Below are 19,205 nucleotides of genomic sequence, written 5' to 3' on the forward strand. Positions count from 1 at the left end.
CGATCACTTCTCCAGCAGGATGTCGACGTTCTTGTCGTCGACGAAGGCCGGCCCGGTGAGCACGGGCTCGCCACCACCGATGGAGGCCCCCTGGTTGACCTGCAGCCAGAGGGCATCCACGGCCTCGTACCCCTGGACGTAGGGCTGCTGGTCGACGGCCCACAGGATCTCGCCGTCCTTGATCTTCTGCAGCGCGTCGTCGTTGAGGTCGAAGGTCACGACCTTGGCGTCGCTCCCGGCCTCGTCGACGGACTTCAGCCCGGTGAGCGCGAAGGGGGCTCCCAGCGTCATGACGTGGGTGATCGAGTCGTCCTCCTGCAACTTGGCGGTGATCGTCGATTGGACGTTCGCCGTGTCGGTGCCCTTGACGTAGAGCTTCTCCGTCTTGTCGAAGGTCTTGGCCGCGCCCTTGCACCGGGCCTCGAGACCGACGTTGCCCTGCTCGTGGATGACGCAGAGGGTCTTGCCGGCCTTCTCCTCCGTCAGCCGCTCGCCCGCCGCCTCTCCGGCGATCTCCTCGTCCTGACCGAAGAAGGCCGAGACGCCCATCTCCTTCCAGTCGCCCATGCCGCCGTTGAGCGCGACGACAGGGATGTCCGCCCCCACGGCCTTCTCGACGTTGCCCTTCATCGCGCTGGGCTTGGCGAGGGTGACGGCGATCCCGTCGACCTTCTTGTCGACCGCCTGCTGGACGAGGTTGGCCTGCTGGGAGCCCTCCGGGTCGGCGGTGTACTCGAGCTTGATGTTGTCCTTCTTCGCCGCGTCCTCCGCCCCCTCACGGACCTGGTCCCAGAAGGTGTCGCCGGGAGCGGCGTGGGTGATGAAGGAGACGGTCATGTCCGGGGTGCCGGCGCCGCCGCCGGAACCGCCTCCGCCCTCGTCGGTCTCCTTGCCCCCCGAGGAGGAGCAGGCAGCGAGGGTCAGTGCTGCTACGGACGAGGTCGCGACGACGCTGGCGCGGGTGAATCGTGACATGGGAACTACTTTCTCTTCGGTCACCGCTGCAGTGCGGCGGAACGAGGGACGATGCCCGAGTGGGCACCGGTATTCATTTGTGAGTGTGGCCCTTCACGGCCTCGGCCGGAATCAGTGGAAGCAGTGTGTCTGTGCTGTCGGCGGGCACGCCTCGTGCGCCGCGAACCGCGGCCCTCACCGGGTCCCCCCTACGGGCAGTCGCCCGTTGACGTCCTGACCGGTCCAGGTCGCGCGGATCTCGCCGTGGGCGGGATCGTCACAGATCAACCAGACCCGTTCGGGCCCGGGCCCGGCCATGACGTTGAGGTAGTACAGATCGGCGTCGGGCGCGGCCATCGCCGGGCCGTGCCAGCCGTGGGGCACGAGGACGGTGTCGCCGGTGGTCACCTCGACGAGGACGTCGATGTCACGCCCGTGCGCGCCGTAGACCTGCTGGTAGCCCACCGGCTGACGTCCGTCGGCGCGGTCGGTGCCCCGCGTGAGGGGGGCCCGGCCGACGTCGACCTCACCGACGCTCTGCGTCTCGAAGTAGTAGATCTCCTCGAGCTCGCTCTCCTCGCCCGGTCGGTCGGTGTCGTGCTTGTGCGGCGGGTACGAACTCCAGCCGCCTGCCGGGGTGATGACCTCGCAGGCGAGGATCTGCTCGGCGCCGGGCAGCGTGTCGGGCATCGCGAATCCCCGGACCTCACGGCTGCACTGCCCCGCGCCCCGCAGCTCGACGGGCACGAGGTCCGCGGGCAGGTGGACGACCTCGCGCCCACCCCCGGTCTCGTCCTCGACCCGCGCGCCGCACAGGGCGATCCGCGCGGGCGTCTCCCCGACATTGGTCAGCGTCAGCCGGGTGCCGGCCGGCAGGTAGAGGGTGTCGCTCGGCCCCGCGAAGACGCTGCCCCGGCCGGTCAGCTCGTAGGTGGTCCCGGCGAGGTCGACCCGGCACCCCCCGACGAGCGGGACGACGACCGCCTCCTCACCGGTGAGCGTGTGGTCGATGATGGCGCCGGGCTCGAGGAGGGCGACGCGAAGGGAGGTGTGCTGCCAGCCGTCGACCGCGTCGGTGATCTCGACGGCCCAGCCCTCCCCCTTCGGCGCGAAGGGGTGGAACCACCGGTCGTTGTCGACGCCGGTGCGGGGGGTGTGGTTCATCGGCTCCCCCTGTGGACCAGGCCGGAGGCGATGTCGACCGCAGCGGCGACGTCCCCGTCGGACGGGTAGAGCAGGGCGCGACCGACGACGAGGCCGCGCACCTGCGGCAGGGTCAGCGCCCCCTCCCAGGAGGCGTAGGTCTCCTGGGGGTCACCCGTCGGGTCGCCACCGAGGAGCAGGGTGGGCATCGTCGTGGCGTCCATGACGCGCTCGAGCTCGTCGACGACCGGCAGTTTCAGCCACGTGTGGGCGCTGCTCACCCCGAGGCCGGAGGCCACGGCGATCGAGCGGATGGTGCTGTCCGGGTCGAGGAGGTTGACGACCTTGCCGCCGCGCCGGATGGACCAGAAGGGCTCAACCATGGCCATCGTCGCGTGCTCGGCGAGCGCCGTGATCGCTTCGGCGCTCGCCTCGAGCGTCGCCACGGTGCCGGGGTCCTCCAGGGCGATGCGAGTGAGCATCTTGCCGCCGTCGAGACCGCGGCGGACGATCTCCGCGGCCGAGTAGCCGGTGAACCGGTCGTCGAGCTCGAAGGTGGAGCCCTGCAGGCCACCACGGTTCATCGACCCGACGACGACCTTGTCCTCGAGGGCGCCCATGAGCAGCAGGTCGTCGAGGACGTCAGGGGTGCCGAGCACACCGTCGACGCCGGGGCGGGCCAGGGCGGTCGCCAGGCGCTCGAGGAGGTCGGGGCGCGAGCCCATCGCCATCGCCTCGCCGCGGACCCCGAGGGCGCCCCGGGCGGGGTGGTCGGCGGCGACGAGCAGCATCCGCCCGTCCTCCGCGAGCAGTGGACGGCGCGAGCGCTGCGCCCAGCCGCGGGCGATGGCCGTCGGGTCGCTCGCGCGGATCCCGGTCAGGTGTGCGATGTCGACCGCGCCCGGGCGCAGCGTCGTCCTCGTGGTGCTCATGCGCTGGCTCCCGTCGTCGCCCATGCGGCGAGACCGGCCTCGACCTCGTCGGCGGTCGGCATCGCCGTGCTGCACTCGAGTCGTGCGGCGACGAGCGCGCCCGCGACATTGGCGAACTCGAGGATCCGGCGCAGGTCCCACCCCTCGAGGAGGCCGTGGACGAGCGCCCCTCCGAAGGCGTCGCCCGCACCGAGGCCGTTGACGACCTCGACGAGGTACGGCGGGACCTCGACGCGCTCGTCCGCGGTGGCGGCGAGCACGCCCTTCGGCCCCTGCTTGACGATCGCCAGGTCGAGACCGCGCTCGAGGAGGGCGTCGGCGGCGCGCTGCGGATCGCTCTCGCCGACGGCGACCTCGCACTCCTCACGGTTGCCGACGGCGATCGTCACGTGCTCCAGGGCACGCGAGACCTCGGCCGAGGCCTCGCTCGGGTCGGACCAGAACATCGGGCGGTAGTCGAGGTCGAGGACGGTGTGCTCGGTCCGGCCGCGGGCGGCGAAGGCGGCGTGGTGCGCGGCGCGGGAGGGCTCCTGGCACAGGCCGGTCACCGTCGTCCAGAACACCCGCGCCTCCGCGATCTGCGCCAGCGGCAGGTCGGCCTCGGTCAGCAGGAGGTCGGGGGCCGTGGGGTAGCGGTAGAAGTAGAGCGGGAAGTCGTCCGGGGGGTGCACCTCGCAGAAGGTCACCGGGGTGGGCGGGCCCTCCCCCGCGATCGGGGTGATGAAGTCCCCGACGACCCCGAGACGCTGCGCCTCGGCGCGCACGTACCGGCCGAAGGCATCGTCCCCGGTCTTCGTCACGAGAGCGGCCCGACGGCCGTACCGCGCCGCGGCCACCGCGACATTGGTCGCGGACCCGCCGAGGAACTTCTCGAAGGTCCGCACCTCCTCCAGGGGCACCCCGTGGTCGAGGGGGTAGATGTCGACCCCCGTGCGGCCCATCGTCACGACGTCGAACATCTCAGGCCCGCCGGACGAGGTCGGCGGTCGGCCGGGGCGAGTCGGTCGGCGAGGGGTGCGTGGTGGTCATCGCGGTCATGCTCACAGTCCTTGGTTCTCGGTTGCCCAGACCGCAGTCGGGGGAGAGTGTCGGGGTCACAGGCGCCGGATCGACCGAGGCAGTCGAGCTCGTTCCGCCTCGCGTGGAGCCCCCTTCGCATCGCGGTGCACCGTGACGCACATCACTCTCCCGTACGGCTCGAACGACTGTCAATAGTTTGTCCTTACATATTGTCCTTCGGGCGGCAGGACGGCGGGCCACCCTGCTCACGCCCCTTCGTGCTCTGCGGTGCGAAGGGGGGCGGTGGTCTCGCGCGCGACGAGGCTCGGGGTGAGCCGGATCCGCTTCTTCGGCGATGCGTCGTCGCCGTCGAGCCGTGAGCACAGATGGGCCACGGCCTGGGAGCCCATGCTCTCCAGGGGCTGGACCACCGTCGTGAGGCTCAGCGCTCGCAGACCGGAGAGCCGAGTCCCGTCGTAGCCGACGACCGACACGTCCTCGGGGACCCGCAGACCGAGATCGACCACCGCAGCCATCGCCCCGAACGCGGCGAAGTCGTTGACGACGAAGAGTGCCGTGGGCGGTCGGCCCGACGTCAACGCGGCCCACGCTCCGTGATGGCCGCCCTCGTCGGTGAAGTCGCCGTCATGGCAGGAGACCTCCGCCCCGAGACCGCTGTCCCGCATGGCCTGCTCGTACCCTCGCCGCCGGCGCCGGGCGACCAGGCTCCGGCCGCCGGTGACGTGCGCGATCCGGGTGTGGCCCAACGAGATCAGGTGCTCCACGGCCAGTCTTGCCCCCACGGCATCGTCGTTGCTGATCGACAGCAGGTCGGGCACCCCCGTCTGCTCGCTGCCGATGATCACCCCGGGACACGTGCTCGTGATCGCTTCGCGGCCCCCTGCCGGAAGTCGGTGCCCGACAGCGACGATTCCCTCGACGCGGAACTCGAGCAGCTTGACGATCTCGGCCCGTTCGGTCGCCGAATCACCGCCCACGACGACGATCGTCTGGTACCCCCGGCGCCGGGCCTCCTCCTGGACAGCAGCGACCAGGTCCGCGGTGATGGGGTTGTGCAGGTCGAGCAGGAAGACGCCGATGGTCCTGGTGCGATGCGCCACCAGGGCCCGCGCCGCCGCATTGCGTCGGTAGCCCAGCTCCTCCGCCGCGGAGAGGATGGCGGCCTTGCTGGCCTGCGCCACGCGCGGCGAGTCCTGCAGGGCGAGGGAGACGAGCGACTTCGACATCCCGACCCGTGCGGCGATGTCACGGATCGTCGGATAGGCGGTGGTGCCATCCATGCCAGACCTCAGACCCCACGCCGTTGTGCTGCCAACGACTCTTCGGCTGATGCTCTCACGGCACGGACGCTCTCCAGGTCGCTCACCTCGGGGACGCCCACCTGCCAGAAGAGGTCGCTCTTGGTCCAGTCCGACTCCCGGACGCCGACCACGATGACGCTCGTCCGGTCGTGCTCGCGCGCCGCACCCAGAGCGGCGTCCAGCTCGGCGATCGACGACACCCTGGCCGTGTGTGCACCCATGGCGGCAGCGTGGGCGGCGAAGTCGACTCGAACATCCGACCCCGGGCCCCTCGCGTCCCGGAGCATGTTGTTGTACGACTCCCCACCCTGCCCCGTCTGCAACCTCTCGATGACCGCGAAGCCGGCGTTGTCGCAGACGACGAGGATGAACTTCTGGCCCGAGAGCACCGACGAGTAGATGTCGCTGTTGAGCATGAGGTACGACCCGTCGCCGACCAGCGAGAACACCTCCCCCTTCGGGCGGGCCATCGCCGCGCCCCACGCGCCCGCGATCTCGTAGCCCATGCACGAGAAGCCGTACTCGCAGTCGAAGCTGGCCGTGGCGAGGCTGAGCCAGTTGATGTTCAGCTCACCGGGCAGCCCGCCGGCCGCGGTCATCACGTAGTCGTCCGCGCTCGCCTGTGCGTGGACGGCACCGACGATCTGGGCGTAGCTGAGCGGCGTCCCACCGTCGTCGGCCGTCCGGGACGCGATGAGCTCGCCGAGGGCGCGGCGCAGCGTGGTCCCGTGCTCGACCCACTCCGGCGGAGCCGTCCACTCGCCGAGGAGCGACGAGAGCTCGGCGAGGCTCGCTCGGGCGTCACCGACGACCGGCTGCGCGAGGTGCTTCACCGCATCGAACCGCGCCGCGTTGAGCCCGATGATGCGGGCCGACTCGTCGAACACCGTCCACGACCCGGTCACGAAGTCGTTGAGACGCGTTCCGACCGCGAGCACCACATCGGCCTCGCTGCAGACCGAGTTCGCCTCGTCCGCACCGGTGACACCCATGGGTCCCGCGTATCTCGGGTGGTCGGCCAGGAGCGATGACTTGCCGGCCACGGTCTCGAGCACCGGGATGCCGTGCCGGTCGGCGAAGGAGGAGAGCTGCTCCTCGGCCAGCGAGTAGTGCACCCCTCCGCCGGCGATGATGACCGGCCGCTCGGCCGAGCGCAGCAGCTCAGCGGCGGCCTCGAGCTCGGCCGAGTCGGGACGAGGGCGCGGGATGCGATGCACTGCCCGCTCGAAGAAGGCGACCGGGAAGTCATAGGCCGTCGCGGCGACGTCCTGCGGCAGGCCGAGGAAGGCCGGACCACAGTCGGCCGGGTCGAGCATCGTGCGGGTCGCCTGCGGCAGGGTCGAGAGCAGCTGCGCGGGATGGGTGATGCGATCCCAGTAGCGCACGACCGCGCGGAAGCTGTCGTTGACCGTCGTCGACGGGTCGTCGAAGTGCTCGACCTGCTGCAGAACGGGGTCGGGCAGTCGTGACGTGAAGGTGTCACCGGAGATGAAGAGCACCGGCAGACGGTTGGCCATCGCGACACCGGCGGCCGTGACGAAGTTCGTGGCACCGGGGCCGATGGAGCTCGTGCACACCATGACCTGCTGGCGACGCATCGCCTTGCTGTAGGCCACGGCGGCCAGGCCCATGCCCTCCTCGCTCTGACCACGCCACACCGGGATCTCGTCCCGATGGCGTTCGAGGGAGTGGCCGAGACTGGTGACGTTGCCGTGGCCGAAGATGGCGAACACCCCGGGATACAGCGGCACCTCCTGACCATCGATCTCCACGTGCTGCGCGATGAGGTACCGGACCATCGCCTCCGCGGTCGTGAGTCGAACGACGTCCATGACCACTCACCCTCCTTGCTTGATGTCGACGACGGGCTGCCAGCACCGCGACCCCCACGAGTCGATGAGTGCCTGCTGGACGCTGACGACGTCGCAGGCCTCCTCGAAACTCGGAGCAAAGGGTCCACCGGTGACGAGGGCCTCGAGGAAGGCATGGTCCTGGATCGCGATGAGGTCCTCGAAGCCGATGCTGTTCGCCTGTCCCGGCACGAAGGCCCCGTGGAACGGAAAGCGATCACCGCCGTAGATCGTCGTGTAGCCGGTCTCGAGCGCGTCGGACGCCCGGTAGTACTGCAACTCGTTCATCCGCTCGAGGTTCCAGATCAACGAGCCCTTGGTGCCGTAGATCTCGAAGGCATTCTGGCTCTCGGGGCCGACGACCGTGCGGCTCGCCTCGAAGGTCCCGGTGGCGCCCTCCTCGAAGCGGCAGAGCATCGATGCGAAGTCCTCGTTCTCCACCGTTCCGGTGGGGTCTCCCGGTTGCCCGAGGGCGTAGTGGCTGCTGGCGCCGGTGGGCAGGGGACGCTGACCGATCGTCGTGTTGGCCATCCCGACCACCTCGCTGATCGGCCCGACGAGGAACTGGGCGAGGGAGACTGCGTGGCTGAGGATGTCGCTGGAGACACCGTAACCAGCCATCTCGTGCTTGTACCGCCACGTGAGAAGGCCCCGGGGATCGCTGCCGTACATCGACAGGAAGCGCCCGCGGTAGTGCGTGATCTCGCCGAGCTCACCACTGGCGATGAGGTTGCGGGCGTGCAGCACCAGGGGCGCCCACAGGTAGCAGTAGCCCACCCCGGTGCGCACCCCGGCAGCGGCGGCGCTCCCGTGCGCGGTGAGCACGTGCTCCGGCCTGCCCCCGACCGGCTTCTCGCTGAACACCGCCTTGCCGGCAGCGGTCGCGGCCTCGATCATCTCGACGTGCAACATGTTCGGCGCGGTCACCCAGACGACATCCACGTCGTCGGCAGCGACCGCCTCGCGCCAGTCCCCGGTGGCTCGGGCGAAGCCGAAGTCCTCGGTCGCCCGTCGCCGCGCCTCCGGGTCCGGGTCGGCGCAGACCGTGAGGTGCGGCTCGGCAGCGCGGTCCGGGAAGTGCATCGGGATCCGGCGCGCCGACCGGCTGTGGGCCTGGCCCATCCAGCCCAACCCGAGCACGGCGATGTTCACGTCCGTGCGCATCAGGAGACCCTCGATTCGGCGCTGGTCATCGGAAGCCGCGGATCCTGATCCTCGTCGGTCCACTCCTCGCGGATCCGGTGGTGCGCCGGGTCGTCGCAGAAGGCCATCGTCCGCTCCGGCAGCGGCCCCGCCAGCACGTTGAGGAAGTACATCGGGTACTCGGGCAGCGCGATGGACGGCCCGTGGTAGCCCTCGGGGATGAGATAGACATCGCCGTCGAAGATCGGGCACGTCTCGTCGCTGCTGCCGTCGACGGTGTACACCCTGAACATGCCCAGCCCGTTCGGGTGCCCGTGCGAGCTGTCGTCCTGGCCCATGCGGAAGTAGTAGATCTCCTCGTTGACCGGTTCGCAATCGCCGATGCCGTCGTGCCGGTGCGGGGGCCACGAGGAGACATTGCCCCCCGGAGTGATGACCTCACAGACGTTGATCTTGTCGGCCCCCTCGAAGGAGCTCGGCGTGGCGATGTTCGTCACCTGACGGGTCGCCCGCCCGCTGCCGCGCACCTCGACCGGGACGTCCTCGGCGGCGACCACTGCGACCTCGTGGCGCACCTCGGCGCGGGAGGAGCACAGGGCGACCTCGCCCGAGGCCCCACTGATCTCGACCGTGCTTCCCAGCGGCAGGTAGATCCAGTCGGAGACCGCGTCGAAGACGCCCACGCGTCCTCGCAGACGGTGCCGGTCACCGTCCACCGTCACCGTGACATCGGTGGCGGAGAGCGGAACGAGGACTCCCTCGATCCCGTCGAGGACGCGCGTCACCGACTCCGCGGCCGCCAGGTCGAACACCTCCATTCCGCTGTACGTCCAGCCGGCCTGCTCCGGGGTGACCTTCGCCAGGGCGTCCGGTGTCCGCAGGTCCCCGGCTCGATACAGATTGGTCATGACTTGTCTCCTTCGGTGAGGGCCCCGTGCACGAGAGTGGCCGCACGATCCATGGCGGCAGGGACACTGAGGACTGCGGGATAGAGCAACGCCCTGCCGGGCATCAGGCCGCGGACGTTGGGGATGCCTAGGGCCTGTTCCCAGCGACCGAAGACGCCTTCCCACTCGTGCCCGGCGTCGCCGCCGAGCAGCAGGATCGGGCAGGTGGTCGCGGCTGCGACCCGTGCCGGGTCGGCCGTGGCCGGGATCTTCAGCCAGGTGTGGGCCGAGGAGGCGCCCAGACCGCTCGCGATCGCGACGGCGCGGGTGAGCGCGTCCTCGCTGGGGTCGAGCACCGCCTGCCCCGCCGCGGACTTCAGGTAGGGCAGGGGCTCGATCACCGTCATGATCCCCGCGTCGCTGAGTGCGCTCGTCGCGGCGGCGGCCATCTCCAGGGTCCGGGCGACGCCGGGGTCGGTCGGCTCGATGCGGACCAACATCTTGCCGCCATCGAGACCGGTCGAGATGACGTGCTCGGCGTCGTAGGCGGTCATCCGGTCATCGAGCTCCCACTGGCTGCCCGCGATACCGCCACGGTTCATCGTGCCGATCGCCAGCCTGCCGTCCAGGGCGCCGAGCAGGGCCAACTCCTCGAGGACGTCCGCGCTCGCCAGCACCCCGTCCACCCGGGGGTCGGCCAGGCCGTCGACGAGGCGCCCGAGCAGGTCCTGGCGGCTCTCTGCCGCCGAGGGGTCGTCACCGACCCCGAGCCGCCCTCGGGAGGTGTGGTCGGCCGCGATGATGAGCAACTGCCCGTCGGGGCCCACCAGGGAGCGACGCCGCCTCGCGCTCAGCGCCTCGCGCATCCGCTGGGGCTCGTGCACCCGGGTGTCGGTGAGCTCGTGGTAGTCGGCGGCGGACAACCGCGCTGACTCATACATGCGATCCCGCCTCCTCGTGGCTGCTGAGGAATGCGTCCAGCTCATCGGTGGTGGGCATGGCATCCGAGCAGGTGAGTCGACTCGTCACGAGGGCGCCCGCGGCGTTGGCGTAGCGGCCGATGCGTTCGAGGTCCCAGCCGCGCACCAGGCCGGCCGCGAGGACCCCCCCGAAGGCGTCGCCCGCCCCGAGACCGCACCGGACATCGACGGGGATCGGGGCGATGACGAAGCGCTCGGACGGGGACGCGAGGAGCACACCCTCTGCGCCCATCTTCACGACGGCCAGGTGCACACCCCGGGAGAGCAGTGCGTCGGCGGCGGCGTGCGGATCGTGCGTCCCGACGGCCATCGCGCACTCGGCCCGGTTCCCGACGACGACGGTGGACGCGGCGATGAGGGTCTGGGCCGCATCCCTCATTGCCTGCTCGCTGCTCCACAACGTCGGGCGCAGGTCGAGGTCGAGCACGACGTCACCGGAGCGGCCCCGACGCTGCAGCCACGTCGCGACGGTGTTGGCGGTGGGCCCGGTTGCCAGTGCGGCCGCGCTCACCCACACCAGCCGGGCGCTGGTCAGCACCTCGTCGGGGACGGCGTCCGCGCTGATGAGGGTGTCCGGCGCCGTCGGCGAGCGGTAGAAGGCGATCGTCGGCTCACTCGGCTCGTCGAGGGCGACGAGGACGACGGGGGTGGTCGCACCCGCTTCCTGGCCGACGAAGTCGGTGCGCACCCCGAACGAGGCGAGCTTGGCGCGGCTGTAGTCGCCGAGGGCGTCGTCGCCGACCCTGGTCACGATGGCCGAGTCCAGGCCCAGACGGGCACCGGCCACGGCGACATTGGTGGGACTGCCACCGATGGACTTCTCGAAGGTCTGCGGCTCCAGGAAGGAGGCGTGCGCCTCGCGGGCGTAGAGGTCGACGCTGATCCGGCCGATGGCGAGCAGGTCCGGGGCCGGGAGGGTCGTCATCGCGCCCCACCCGCACGGGAGGGGGCCGCTGCCCCCGCAGCCGACCGGGCGCCCTTCGCGGGCTCACCGACCAGCGGCGCGACGCTCTCGCGCAGGTACCTCATCGACTCGCTCACTGCGGTGACCGGCCCGGTGTCCGGTGCGGGCATGGCGCCGGTGATCGCCGTGTCCTGCTCGATGACGTACCAGCCCTGGTAGCCGGCCTGCTCGAGCTCGACGATGACCGCGGCGATGTCCACGTCACCCTGGCCCAGCGACGGGAAGAGCCCCCGCTGCACGCCGTCCATGATGGACATCTCGCGTCGCAGCAGTCCCGGCGCCAGGTCCATGTTCACGTCCTTGAGGTGGACGTGCCCGACGCGGCTGGCCGCCTCCTTGGCGAAGGCCACGGGGTCGGCGCCGCCGATCGCGAAGTGGCCGGTGTCCAGGCACCAGTTCACGTCGCACCCGTCGAGCACTCGCTGGACCTCGTCGGTGGTCTCGACGACCGTCTGCACGTGGGGATGCAGCACCTGCTGCATCCCCATCTCCCCGCAGATCTCGTCGATGATCGCGAACATCTCGAACATGTTCGTGCGCTCGCTCGCCTCGAGCGGCCGCGGTTCGGACCAGTCGGCATCCATGACCGGACACGACACGAACTCGGTGGCACCGGCCGAGCTGAGGAACTCGGCGACCCGGCGGACCTCGGCGATCGCCTCCCGGCGCAGGGAGCGTTCATGCAGCACCAACGGCGTGAATCCGCCGATGAGGGACATCTCGTGCCTCGCCAGGAGGTCCTTGACCGCGCCCGGTGAGTCGGGGAGGAACCCCGGCGAGCCGTACTCGGTCGCCGTGAGCCCGAGGTCGGTCATCTCCCGGAGGACCCGGTCAGCGGGCAGCATCGCTCCCCAGCCGGGCACCTCGCAGACTCCCCACGAAATGGGGGCCGATGCCACGCGATCGAGAAAATTCGTCATTGAATGCCCCACTGAGTCCTCATCACCACTAAATTGGAAGGGTCCAACAGAGCGTGACACACAGGCACCGACGGTGCAAGAGAGAGCGGAGATTCGGATGCCACCACGCATCATGGTCGTCGGAGCCGGCCGGATGGGCGCCCTTCGAGCGAGCGACCTGGCCCCCCTGGTCGATGACCTCTTCATCGTCAACCGGTCTCCGGAACCCGCCCGGGCCGTGGCTCGGGAGCACGGTGCCACGGCAGTGCCCCTCGCCGAGGCCCTCGACGTCGAGGTCGACGCGTACGTGGTGGCGACGGCGACGGCCGCGCACGGGGACCTGCTGCGCGAGCTCCTCCCGCTCGGTCGACCGATCCTGTGCGAGAAGCCGATCGGTGCGACCCTCGGTGAGACCGAGGAGATCATCGAGGCGGCGCGCGCGCACCACTGCAGGATCCAGGTCGGGTTCCAGCGCCGTTTCGACCCGGAGTTCGCCCGTGCCCGAGAGCTCGTCTCCGCCGGTGAGGTCGGCACGCTGTACTCGGTGCGCATCCTCTCCCACGACCACTTGCCCTCCGAGCCGGACTTCATCGCGTCCAGTGGCGGTATCTTCCGCGACCTGCACGTGCACGATTTCGACCTCGTGCGCTGGCTCACCGGCAGCTCCATCGAGACGGTGTACGCGACGTCCGCGGTGCGGCAGTTCACCCGCTATGCGGACCACGACGATGCCGACGTGACGTCGATCCAGCTCGTGACCACCTCCGGAGTCCAGGTGTCCGTCTCCGGAGCGCGGCACGATCCGCGAGGTCACGACGTGCGGATGGAGGTCTTCGGCTCCGAGGACAGCCTGGCCGCCGGCCTCGACGCACACACTCCGCTGCGGCCTCTGGGGACGCCCACGGTGGGACCACCGACGATCGGCAGCGACCCCTGGTCGGGGTTCGTGCCGAGGTTCCGCGAGGCCTTCCGCCGCGAGGCCTCCGCCTTCGTGGCGCACGTGCGCGGGGAGATCACCAACCCCTCTCCCCCGGACGCCGCGCTGGAGTCGACCCGGGTCGCCATCGCCTGCGAGTTGTCCGTGCAGCGGGGCGGTCCGGTGACGGTCGCCGAGGTCCTCGGCGATCACGCGCCTGCCTCTCCGGACGGCCGGGGCCGGTAGAGGCCGGTCGGCCCGGACCGGCGCTGCTGTCATCGTCCCTGCCCGGCCAGAGCCTCCTCCCGTATGCTCCCGACATGTCAGCGCTGCAGCTCGAGGTGGTCATCGACCGCGAGTCCCCGGTGCCGCTGTACCACCAGCTGGCCGAGCAGCTGACCGCCGCGGTCGACGACCGGCGGCTCGAGCCGGGAGACCCCTTCGAGAACGAGGTCGCCCTCGCCGGTCGGCTCGGCCTCTCCCGTCCCACCGTGCGCCGCGCCATCCAGGAGATGGTCGACCAGGGCCTGCTCGTGCGCCGTCGCGGGCTGGGCACCACCGTCGCCAACCGCAAGGTCCACCGCCGGGCGCGCCTCTCCTCGCTCTTCGACGACCTCGAGGCCGAAGGGCGCGAGCCGCGCACGAGCGTCCTCGAGTTCGAGGTGCGCACCGATGAGCGGGCCGCCGCCGCCCTCGACCTCGAGCCCGACACCGAGATGCTCTCCCTCGTCCGGGTCCGCGCCGCAGGTGACCTGCCGCTGGCGATCATGCACAACTGGCTGCCGCCGGCCCACGCCGACATCGCGCGGGAGGACCTCGAGGAGCAGGGGCTCTACGCCTTGCTGCGGCGGCGCGGCGTCAAGCCGGTCGTCGCCCGCCAGTCGATCGGGGCGCGGATGCCGACGGCCAAGGAGCGGCGCGAGCTCGGCCTCGGCGGCGGGCAACCGGTGCTGACGATGACCCGCATGGCCTTCGACGCGTCCGGGGCGGCCATCGAGTTCGGCGACCACGCCTACCGGGCGCAGGACTACACCATCGACCTCATGCTCGACGAGCGCTGAGGGCCGGCCTCACCAGGGCTTCTCGACGCCGCCCGGGTGGCCCTCGCTGTCGGCCTCCTTCTGACTCTTCTTCTCCTGCGCCTCCGACTGGCCCTGCTGGTTGCGTTCCTGGAGCTCCTTCTTCTTCGGGTCCTGCTCCTCGCCACCGGAGCCCTCGTCCTTCTTCTCGTCCGTGCCGTCCTGGCCCTCGTCGTCCTTCTCCTGCTGCTGCCCGGACTGCTCCTGGAGCTTCTTCTGCTGCTCCTGCTGCTTGCGGCCGGCGTCTCCGCCGTTGCCGTCGTCCTGACCGTCGAGGCAGCCCTTCGGCCCCTCCTTGATCAGCGCGAGCCCCTCCTTGGCGAGCGCCTTCGTCCTCGCCTCGTCGCCGTCCTCCTCCGCCGCGTCGGCCTGCTGGGAGATCGTGATGACGAGATTGGTGCGGACGGTGCAGTCGTCCTGCGGGTCGCTGGTGCGCGCCAGCGCGAGCTCGAGATCGGAGCGGCCGCCCGAGAGGTCGCCGGAGACCGACTTGCCGGTCCCCTCGACGAAGGGAGCCCGCCAGCGTTCGACGATGTTGAGGATGCCGAGCTTCTCACCGGCGGCGACGATGCCCGCGCCGTCGTCGGTGCCGTGGGCGTCCTGGGCGGCGCCCACGTGCACCGGCAGGGTGAGGAAGCGCAGGGCCAGCACGACGAGGACGAGGGCCGGCAGGATGCTCGCCCAGACCAGGCGGCGACGGCGTCGCAGACGCGGCTCGGTGGGGGTGCTCATGGGGTGGCCCTCCTCAGCCGGCTGATCTCACGGGTGACGAGGAAGAGGTCGATGGACAGCAGGAGCGCGAGGATCACCGCGAGGACCCACACGACCGAGGTGTAGATCTCGATCTCGGCGCCTGCGGCGTCGCTCGTCGTCCCGGGGTCGGCCTGCTCCAACGCCGGGGAGATGTCGCCTCCGGTGCGGTGCGTGTACGGCACATCGAACTGGTCGGCGATCTCCTCCAGCTGCTGCTCGTCGATCGTGCTGATCCCGGGGTTGCCCTCGGAGTCCGTGACGTCCTCGCCGGCCGACCCGTCACCCCGGGTCGTGGCCATCTTGCCGCCCTGCTTCGTGCCGTAGCCGAGGACGGCACCACCGTCGACGAGGTCACCGACGTCGAAGGGGGTGGGCCGGCTCGACGCGGTCTGCTCGCCGTCCCCGAGGTAGAACACGATGCGCGAACGCTCGGGGGCGCGCTCCTGCGCCCCCTCGAGGGTGGTGCGCAGCCGCTCGCCCGCCGCCGTGACCGACGATCCACCGGAGTACAGCGAGTTCTCGGCCCGCATGGTCGAGGCCGCGGCCTGCAGGGCAGTGGTGTCGGTCGTCAAGGGCATCACCACCCGCGTCGCGTAGTCGAAGGTGATGAGCGAGAAGCGGGCTCCGGGCATCTCCTTCTGGATCTTCGCGATGTCCTCGCGATACCCCTCGAGCCGGGTCTGCTTGCCGTTGTGGTCCCGGGCCATCGACGAGGTCGTCGTGTCGACGACGAAGAAGACGTTGACGTCCGAGGCCGCCTGCTGGGCGATCCCACCGTTGACCGCGGGCCCGAGCAGGGCGACGACCATGACGAGGCCGGTCACCAGGCGCAGGGCCCAGCGACCCCGTCGGCGGGGATCGGCGACGAGCCGCCAGGTGGTGAAGCCGACGAGGAGCAGGCCGATGACGACCACGAGGGGCCACGGGATGAGGGGGTGCAGGCTCATCGGCGCCACCACCACAGGAGTGGGTAGAGGCAGAGGAGTCCGAGCATCCCCAGGACGACCGGCACCGTGGGCAGGTCGGTGCGCACGTGGACGGGCGCGACATCGGGCAGTCTCGATGCCTCGAGCTCCTCGATGCTCTTCGTCACGTCATCGGTCGCCCCGGCCGAGTCCAGGCCCCAGGCCCGACCGCCGGTGCGCTCGCTGGCCTCCGAGAGCTGGGCGTGGGTCGTGCCCTGGGGTTTCGGGTTGAGGGCGTAGACCCGCACGTCCTGCTCCTTCGCCAGGTCGGCGGCCTCCCCGAGGGTGTACACGCCGGAGCCGTGCACCTCGTTGTCCGAGCCGAGGATGATCGCGCGGGGGCGCTCCTCGTCGGCGTGATCGAAGTTGTTCACGCAGCTGGCGAGGCCGTCGCCGACGAGCGAGCTCGCGGGGATCCGCAGGTTGGCCGTCCCGGCGATCGGGTCGTACTCGCTCTCGCTGAAGTAGGAGAAGCCGTCGGCGTACCCCTGGAGCTGCTCGGAGACGAGCTGGTAGTCGTCGGTGAGCGGGAAGGCGGTCACCGCCTGGTTGTTGAAGAGCACCAGACCGATCCGCTCCCCCTGGAAGTTCGTGACGATCTCGGCGAAGTTGTTCAGCACCGCGCGATCCGTGGCGAACATCGAGCCCGAGACGTCGAGGCAGAGCATGATGTCGCGGTTGCGCTTCTCCGGGTCGATCGTCTGCTCGGTGCCGGGCCGGCCCGCCGCGACGGCCAGGGGCAGCAGCGTGACCCCGATGAGCACCGCGAGCCCGACGAGCCGCACCCGCTGACGCCCGAGGGCGGCGCGGTACGCGGGCAGGCGCGTCAGTCGGCGCGTGTGCGCGACGAGGACGGCATCGCCCTTCGTCGAGTCACGCCCCGCCCACCACCAGCCGAGGCCGGCGACGGCGAGCACGACGAGGATGACGAGCAGGGGCATCCACCACCAGGCGAGGTTCATCACGACCACTCCCCGACGACCTGCCGCGCGGCCCCGGCGGACCGGGCGATGCTCGGCCGATCGGCCTCCTCGATGCCGAACTGGCGCGGGTAGTACTCCTCGATGAGGGTGGCGAGGTGGACCGGGCCACGCTCGCGCAGGTCCGCGGCGGTCATCGTGTCCGTCTCGAGCCCGCTCGCTCGGCCGACGAACCCACGCACGATCTTCGACAGCTCGTGGTGCCCCTTGCGGGCCGCCATCGTGCCGGCAGCGACCGACTCCTCGACGGCGTCGATCCGCCCGAGGGCGTCTCGCCGCAGCTTCATCATCGCCTCGGGCGGCAGCGGCGCGCCGCTGCCCCCTTCCTCCGGGGCACGGGTCAGCATCCACACCGTCAGGGCCCAGATGAGCAGACCGAAGAGGAGGAAGCCGCCGAGGACGGGCCAGACGACCGAGTAGTCCTGGGGAGGGAGGTAGATCGGGTCAGCGCCCACGACGCCTCTTCTCCAGCATCCGCACGATCATCGGCACGACCTCGTCGGTGTGGCCGACGCGCGCGGCCGAGACGTCCGTGCGGCGCAGCATCGCGGCGACGTCCGCCCGACGCCGGTCCTCCGCCGCGCCGAACTCCCCGGCCAGCCGACGGTCCTCGATGAGCAGGTCGGGCAAGGTCTCGCGTGAGGTCACGTCGCGCACCCGGGTCTGCGCCGGCAGGGCGAGGGGGTCGAGGTCGGCGATGTCGACCCACAGCACCTCGTGGCGCAGGCGCAGGGTGCGCAGGACCTCCTCGACCGCGGGTGCGTCGATGCCGTCGTCCGCGACGATGAGCAGGACCTTGCGGCCCTTGACGGTGCGGCCGACGTGACGCAGCAGGTCCGGCAGGTTCGACGGCGGCGAGTCCGGCTGTGAGCACGCGACCGTCTCCTGGAGGAGCATCTCGAGGTGCCCCTCGGACGAGCGTGACCGGGTGGCATGGATCCGCTCCGGGCCGCGACTGACCATCGAGACGTCGTCACCGTGGCGGACGGCGAGCCACCCGAGGACCCCCACGGCCATGACCGCGACGTCCCGCTTCGGCTGACCACCGGCCGCGAGCGCGGCCATCTCGCGCCCGGCGGGCATGACGACGACCAGGGAGAAGTGGCGCTCGGCCACGTAGCGCTTGATGAGCATCGAGCCGTGCCTGGCCGAGGCCCGCCAGTCGATGTCGCGGATGTCGTCCCCCACCGCGTACTCGCGCAGGTCGTCGAAGTCCATCGAGCGGCCCTTGTGGACCGAGGCGTACCCACCGTCGAGCAGCGCGATCGACCGGCGCCGCACGTGGATCGACAGCTTCCCCTTGACCTTGTGCAGGAGGGCGGACATGGCGTCCTAGGGCGTGCGCACGCCGCGGACGACCGCGTCGATGATCGTCTCGACCCGCACGTCGTCGGCGGTGGCTTCGTAGGTGAGCAGGACCCGGTGGCGCAGGACGCGGTGCGCCAGGTGCCGCACGTCCTCGGGGATGACGTGATCGCGGCCCTGCAGGAGCGCCGAGGCCCGCGCGGCCTTGGCGAAGGCGATGGAGGCCCGCGGGCTGGCTCCGATCTCGACATAGCGGGCGAGCTCCGGCGGCATGACCTTGGTCGGGGCGCGGGTCGCCGCGACGAGGAAGGTGATGTAGTCGAGGATCGCCGCGTCGAGGTAGACCGAGGCGGCGAGGCCCTGCAGCTCGCGGGCGTCCGCGATGCTGATCATCGACCGGTCCGGCTGGTCGAAGATGCCGGAGTCGATGCGGCGCACGACCTGGGCCTCCTCGGCGGGGCTCGGGTAGTCGAGCAGGTCCTTGAGCATGAAGCGGTCGAGCTGGGCCTCGGGGAGGACATAGGTGCCCTCCTGCTCGATGGGGTTCTGGGTCGCGAGGACGAGGAAGGGCTCGGGCACCTTGAAGACCCGGCCGCCGATCGAGGTCTGGCGCTCCTGCATCGCCTCGAGCATCGCCGACTGCGTCTTCGCCGAGCTGCGGTTGATCTCGTCGAGGAGGACGAAGTTGGCGTGGACAGGCCCGAGCTGGGTGACGAACGTGCCCTCGCTGGCGTCGTAGATCTGGGTACCGACGATGTCGCTGGGCAGCAGGTCGGGGGTGCACTGGATGCGCTTGAAGGAGCCGCCGATCGCGGTGGCCAAGGCGTGCGCCGCCGTGGTCTTCGCCAGACCGGGCACGGACTCCAGGAGCACGTGCCCGGTGGTCAGCAGGCCGATGAGGAGCGTCTCGCGCAGGCGCCGCTGCCCGACGACCTTCGACTCGAAGCCCGAGTCGATCGAGGCGACGAGGACGCGGGCCCGCTCCAACTGGTCCGTGCTGATCCTGCTCGTGGGCGGCACTGCGCTCCCCTTCGCTCGCGCTGATGTGGACGCGGCCACTCTACGGAGTGCATGGGGTGGTGGCACTGGGGAGGACTCCCCATGTCGTCGTGGTCCGCTCGGCGGGACGGGCGG

At 70.7% G+C, this 19,205-nt stretch carries 19 protein-coding genes; 2 read left to right on the top strand and 17 right to left on the bottom strand.

Going from position 1 to position 19,205, the window contains the following annotated elements:
* Positions 1 to 3: 3 nt before the first annotated feature.
* The 11 genes from ACR9E9_RS02495 to ACR9E9_RS02545 form a co-directional block, all read right to left on the bottom strand.
* Positions 4 to 975: a sugar ABC transporter substrate-binding protein gene (locus tag ACR9E9_RS02495; RefSeq protein WP_435201357.1), complete on the bottom strand. Its 972-nt coding sequence runs from the start codon at positions 973 to 975 to the stop codon at positions 4 to 6.
* 174 nt (positions 976 to 1,149) lie between these two features.
* Positions 1,150 to 2,118: a 5-deoxy-glucuronate isomerase gene (gene iolB / locus ACR9E9_RS02500; protein WP_435201359.1), complete on the bottom strand. Its 969-nt coding sequence runs from the start codon at positions 2,116 to 2,118 to the stop codon at positions 1,150 to 1,152.
* Positions 2,115 to 3,029: a class I fructose-bisphosphate aldolase gene (locus ACR9E9_RS02505; protein WP_435201361.1), complete on the bottom strand. Its 915-nt coding sequence runs from the start codon at positions 3,027 to 3,029 to the stop codon at positions 2,115 to 2,117. Before ACR9E9_RS02505 ends, iolB (ACR9E9_RS02500) begins: the two co-directional genes overlap by 4 nt.
* Positions 3,026 to 3,988, bottom strand: a complete 963-nt coding sequence (gene iolC / locus ACR9E9_RS02510; RefSeq protein WP_435201363.1) for a 5-dehydro-2-deoxygluconokinase — start codon at positions 3,986 to 3,988, stop codon at positions 3,026 to 3,028. The genes ACR9E9_RS02505 and iolC (ACR9E9_RS02510) overlap by 4 nt, the downstream gene beginning before the upstream one ends.
* 306 nt (positions 3,989 to 4,294) lie before the next feature.
* Positions 4,295 to 5,329, bottom strand: coding sequence for a LacI family DNA-binding transcriptional regulator (locus ACR9E9_RS02515; RefSeq protein WP_435201365.1), 1,035 nt, complete (start codon positions 5,327 to 5,329; stop codon positions 4,295 to 4,297).
* Positions 5,330 to 5,337: 8 nt separating this feature from the next.
* Complete coding sequence (gene iolD, locus ACR9E9_RS02520) at positions 5,338 to 7,182, bottom strand: 3D-(3,5/4)-trihydroxycyclohexane-1,2-dione acylhydrolase (decyclizing) (protein WP_435201367.1); 1,845 nt, start codon at positions 7,180 to 7,182, stop codon at positions 5,338 to 5,340.
* 6 nt (positions 7,183 to 7,188) lie between these two features.
* Entirely contained in the window at positions 7,189 to 8,364 is a 1,176-nt protein-coding gene (locus ACR9E9_RS02525; RefSeq protein ID WP_435201369.1) for a Gfo/Idh/MocA family protein, read from the bottom strand.
* On the bottom strand, positions 8,364 to 9,251 hold the full coding sequence (gene iolB / locus ACR9E9_RS02530) for a 5-deoxy-glucuronate isomerase (protein WP_435201371.1): 888 nt from the start codon (positions 9,249 to 9,251) through the stop codon (positions 8,364 to 8,366). The genes ACR9E9_RS02525 and iolB (ACR9E9_RS02530) overlap by 1 nt, the downstream gene beginning before the upstream one ends.
* On the bottom strand, positions 9,248 to 10,171 hold the full coding sequence (locus ACR9E9_RS02535; RefSeq protein ID WP_435201373.1) for a Cgl0159 family (beta/alpha)8-fold protein: 924 nt from the start codon (positions 10,169 to 10,171) through the stop codon (positions 9,248 to 9,250). The genes iolB (ACR9E9_RS02530) and ACR9E9_RS02535 overlap by 4 nt, the downstream gene beginning before the upstream one ends.
* A complete protein-coding gene (gene iolC / locus ACR9E9_RS02540; protein ID WP_435201375.1) occupies positions 10,164 to 11,135 on the bottom strand; it encodes a 5-dehydro-2-deoxygluconokinase in 972 nt (323 codons plus the stop codon). The genes ACR9E9_RS02535 and iolC (ACR9E9_RS02540) overlap by 8 nt, the downstream gene beginning before the upstream one ends.
* On the bottom strand, positions 11,132 to 12,037 hold the full coding sequence (locus tag ACR9E9_RS02545; protein WP_435201377.1) for a TIM barrel protein: 906 nt from the start codon (positions 12,035 to 12,037) through the stop codon (positions 11,132 to 11,134). The genes iolC (ACR9E9_RS02540) and ACR9E9_RS02545 overlap by 4 nt, the downstream gene beginning before the upstream one ends.
* 154 nt (positions 12,038 to 12,191) lie before the next feature.
* On the opposite strand from ACR9E9_RS02545, the gene ACR9E9_RS02550 reads away from it, so the two are divergent.
* On the top strand, positions 12,192 to 13,235 hold the full coding sequence (locus tag ACR9E9_RS02550) for a Gfo/Idh/MocA family protein (RefSeq protein WP_435201379.1): 1,044 nt from the start codon (positions 12,192 to 12,194) through the stop codon (positions 13,233 to 13,235).
* Positions 13,236 to 13,309: 74 nt separating this feature from the next.
* Positions 13,310 to 14,050, top strand: coding sequence for a GntR family transcriptional regulator (locus ACR9E9_RS02555; protein ID WP_435201381.1), 741 nt, complete (start codon positions 13,310 to 13,312; stop codon positions 14,048 to 14,050).
* 9 nt (positions 14,051 to 14,059) lie between these two features.
* On the opposite strand, the gene ACR9E9_RS02560 is transcribed toward ACR9E9_RS02555, so the two are convergent.
* Genes ACR9E9_RS02560 through ACR9E9_RS02585 form a run of 6 tightly spaced genes read right to left on the bottom strand, consistent with a single transcriptional unit; the run spans position 14,060 to position 19,091 of the window.
* Entirely contained in the window at positions 14,060 to 14,800 is a 741-nt protein-coding gene (locus ACR9E9_RS02560) for a hypothetical protein (RefSeq protein WP_435201383.1), read from the bottom strand.
* Complete coding sequence (locus tag ACR9E9_RS02565; protein WP_435201385.1) at positions 14,797 to 15,768, bottom strand: vWA domain-containing protein; 972 nt, start codon at positions 15,766 to 15,768, stop codon at positions 14,797 to 14,799. Before ACR9E9_RS02565 ends, ACR9E9_RS02560 begins: the two co-directional genes overlap by 4 nt.
* Positions 15,765 to 16,748: a VWA domain-containing protein gene (locus ACR9E9_RS02570; protein ID WP_435203562.1), complete on the bottom strand. Its 984-nt coding sequence runs from the start codon at positions 16,746 to 16,748 to the stop codon at positions 15,765 to 15,767. Before ACR9E9_RS02570 ends, ACR9E9_RS02565 begins: the two co-directional genes overlap by 4 nt.
* On the bottom strand, positions 16,748 to 17,221 hold the full coding sequence (locus ACR9E9_RS02575; protein WP_435201387.1) for a hypothetical protein: 474 nt from the start codon (positions 17,219 to 17,221) through the stop codon (positions 16,748 to 16,750). The genes ACR9E9_RS02570 and ACR9E9_RS02575 overlap by 1 nt, the downstream gene beginning before the upstream one ends.
* The gene (locus ACR9E9_RS02580) at positions 17,211 to 18,092 is read right to left on the bottom strand and encodes a DUF58 domain-containing protein (protein ID WP_435201389.1); all 882 of its coding nucleotides are present in this window, start codon (positions 18,090 to 18,092) and stop codon (positions 17,211 to 17,213) included. Before ACR9E9_RS02580 ends, ACR9E9_RS02575 begins: the two co-directional genes overlap by 11 nt.
* Positions 18,093 to 18,098: 6 nt before the next feature.
* Positions 18,099 to 19,091: an AAA family ATPase gene (locus ACR9E9_RS02585; RefSeq protein WP_435201391.1), complete on the bottom strand. Its 993-nt coding sequence runs from the start codon at positions 19,089 to 19,091 to the stop codon at positions 18,099 to 18,101.
* Positions 19,092 to 19,205 lie beyond the last annotated feature (114 nt).

It is taken from the genome of Janibacter sp. GS2, assembly GCF_051200835.1.
In the GTDB taxonomy this organism is placed as follows: Bacteria; Actinomycetota; Actinomycetes; order Actinomycetales; family Dermatophilaceae; genus Janibacter.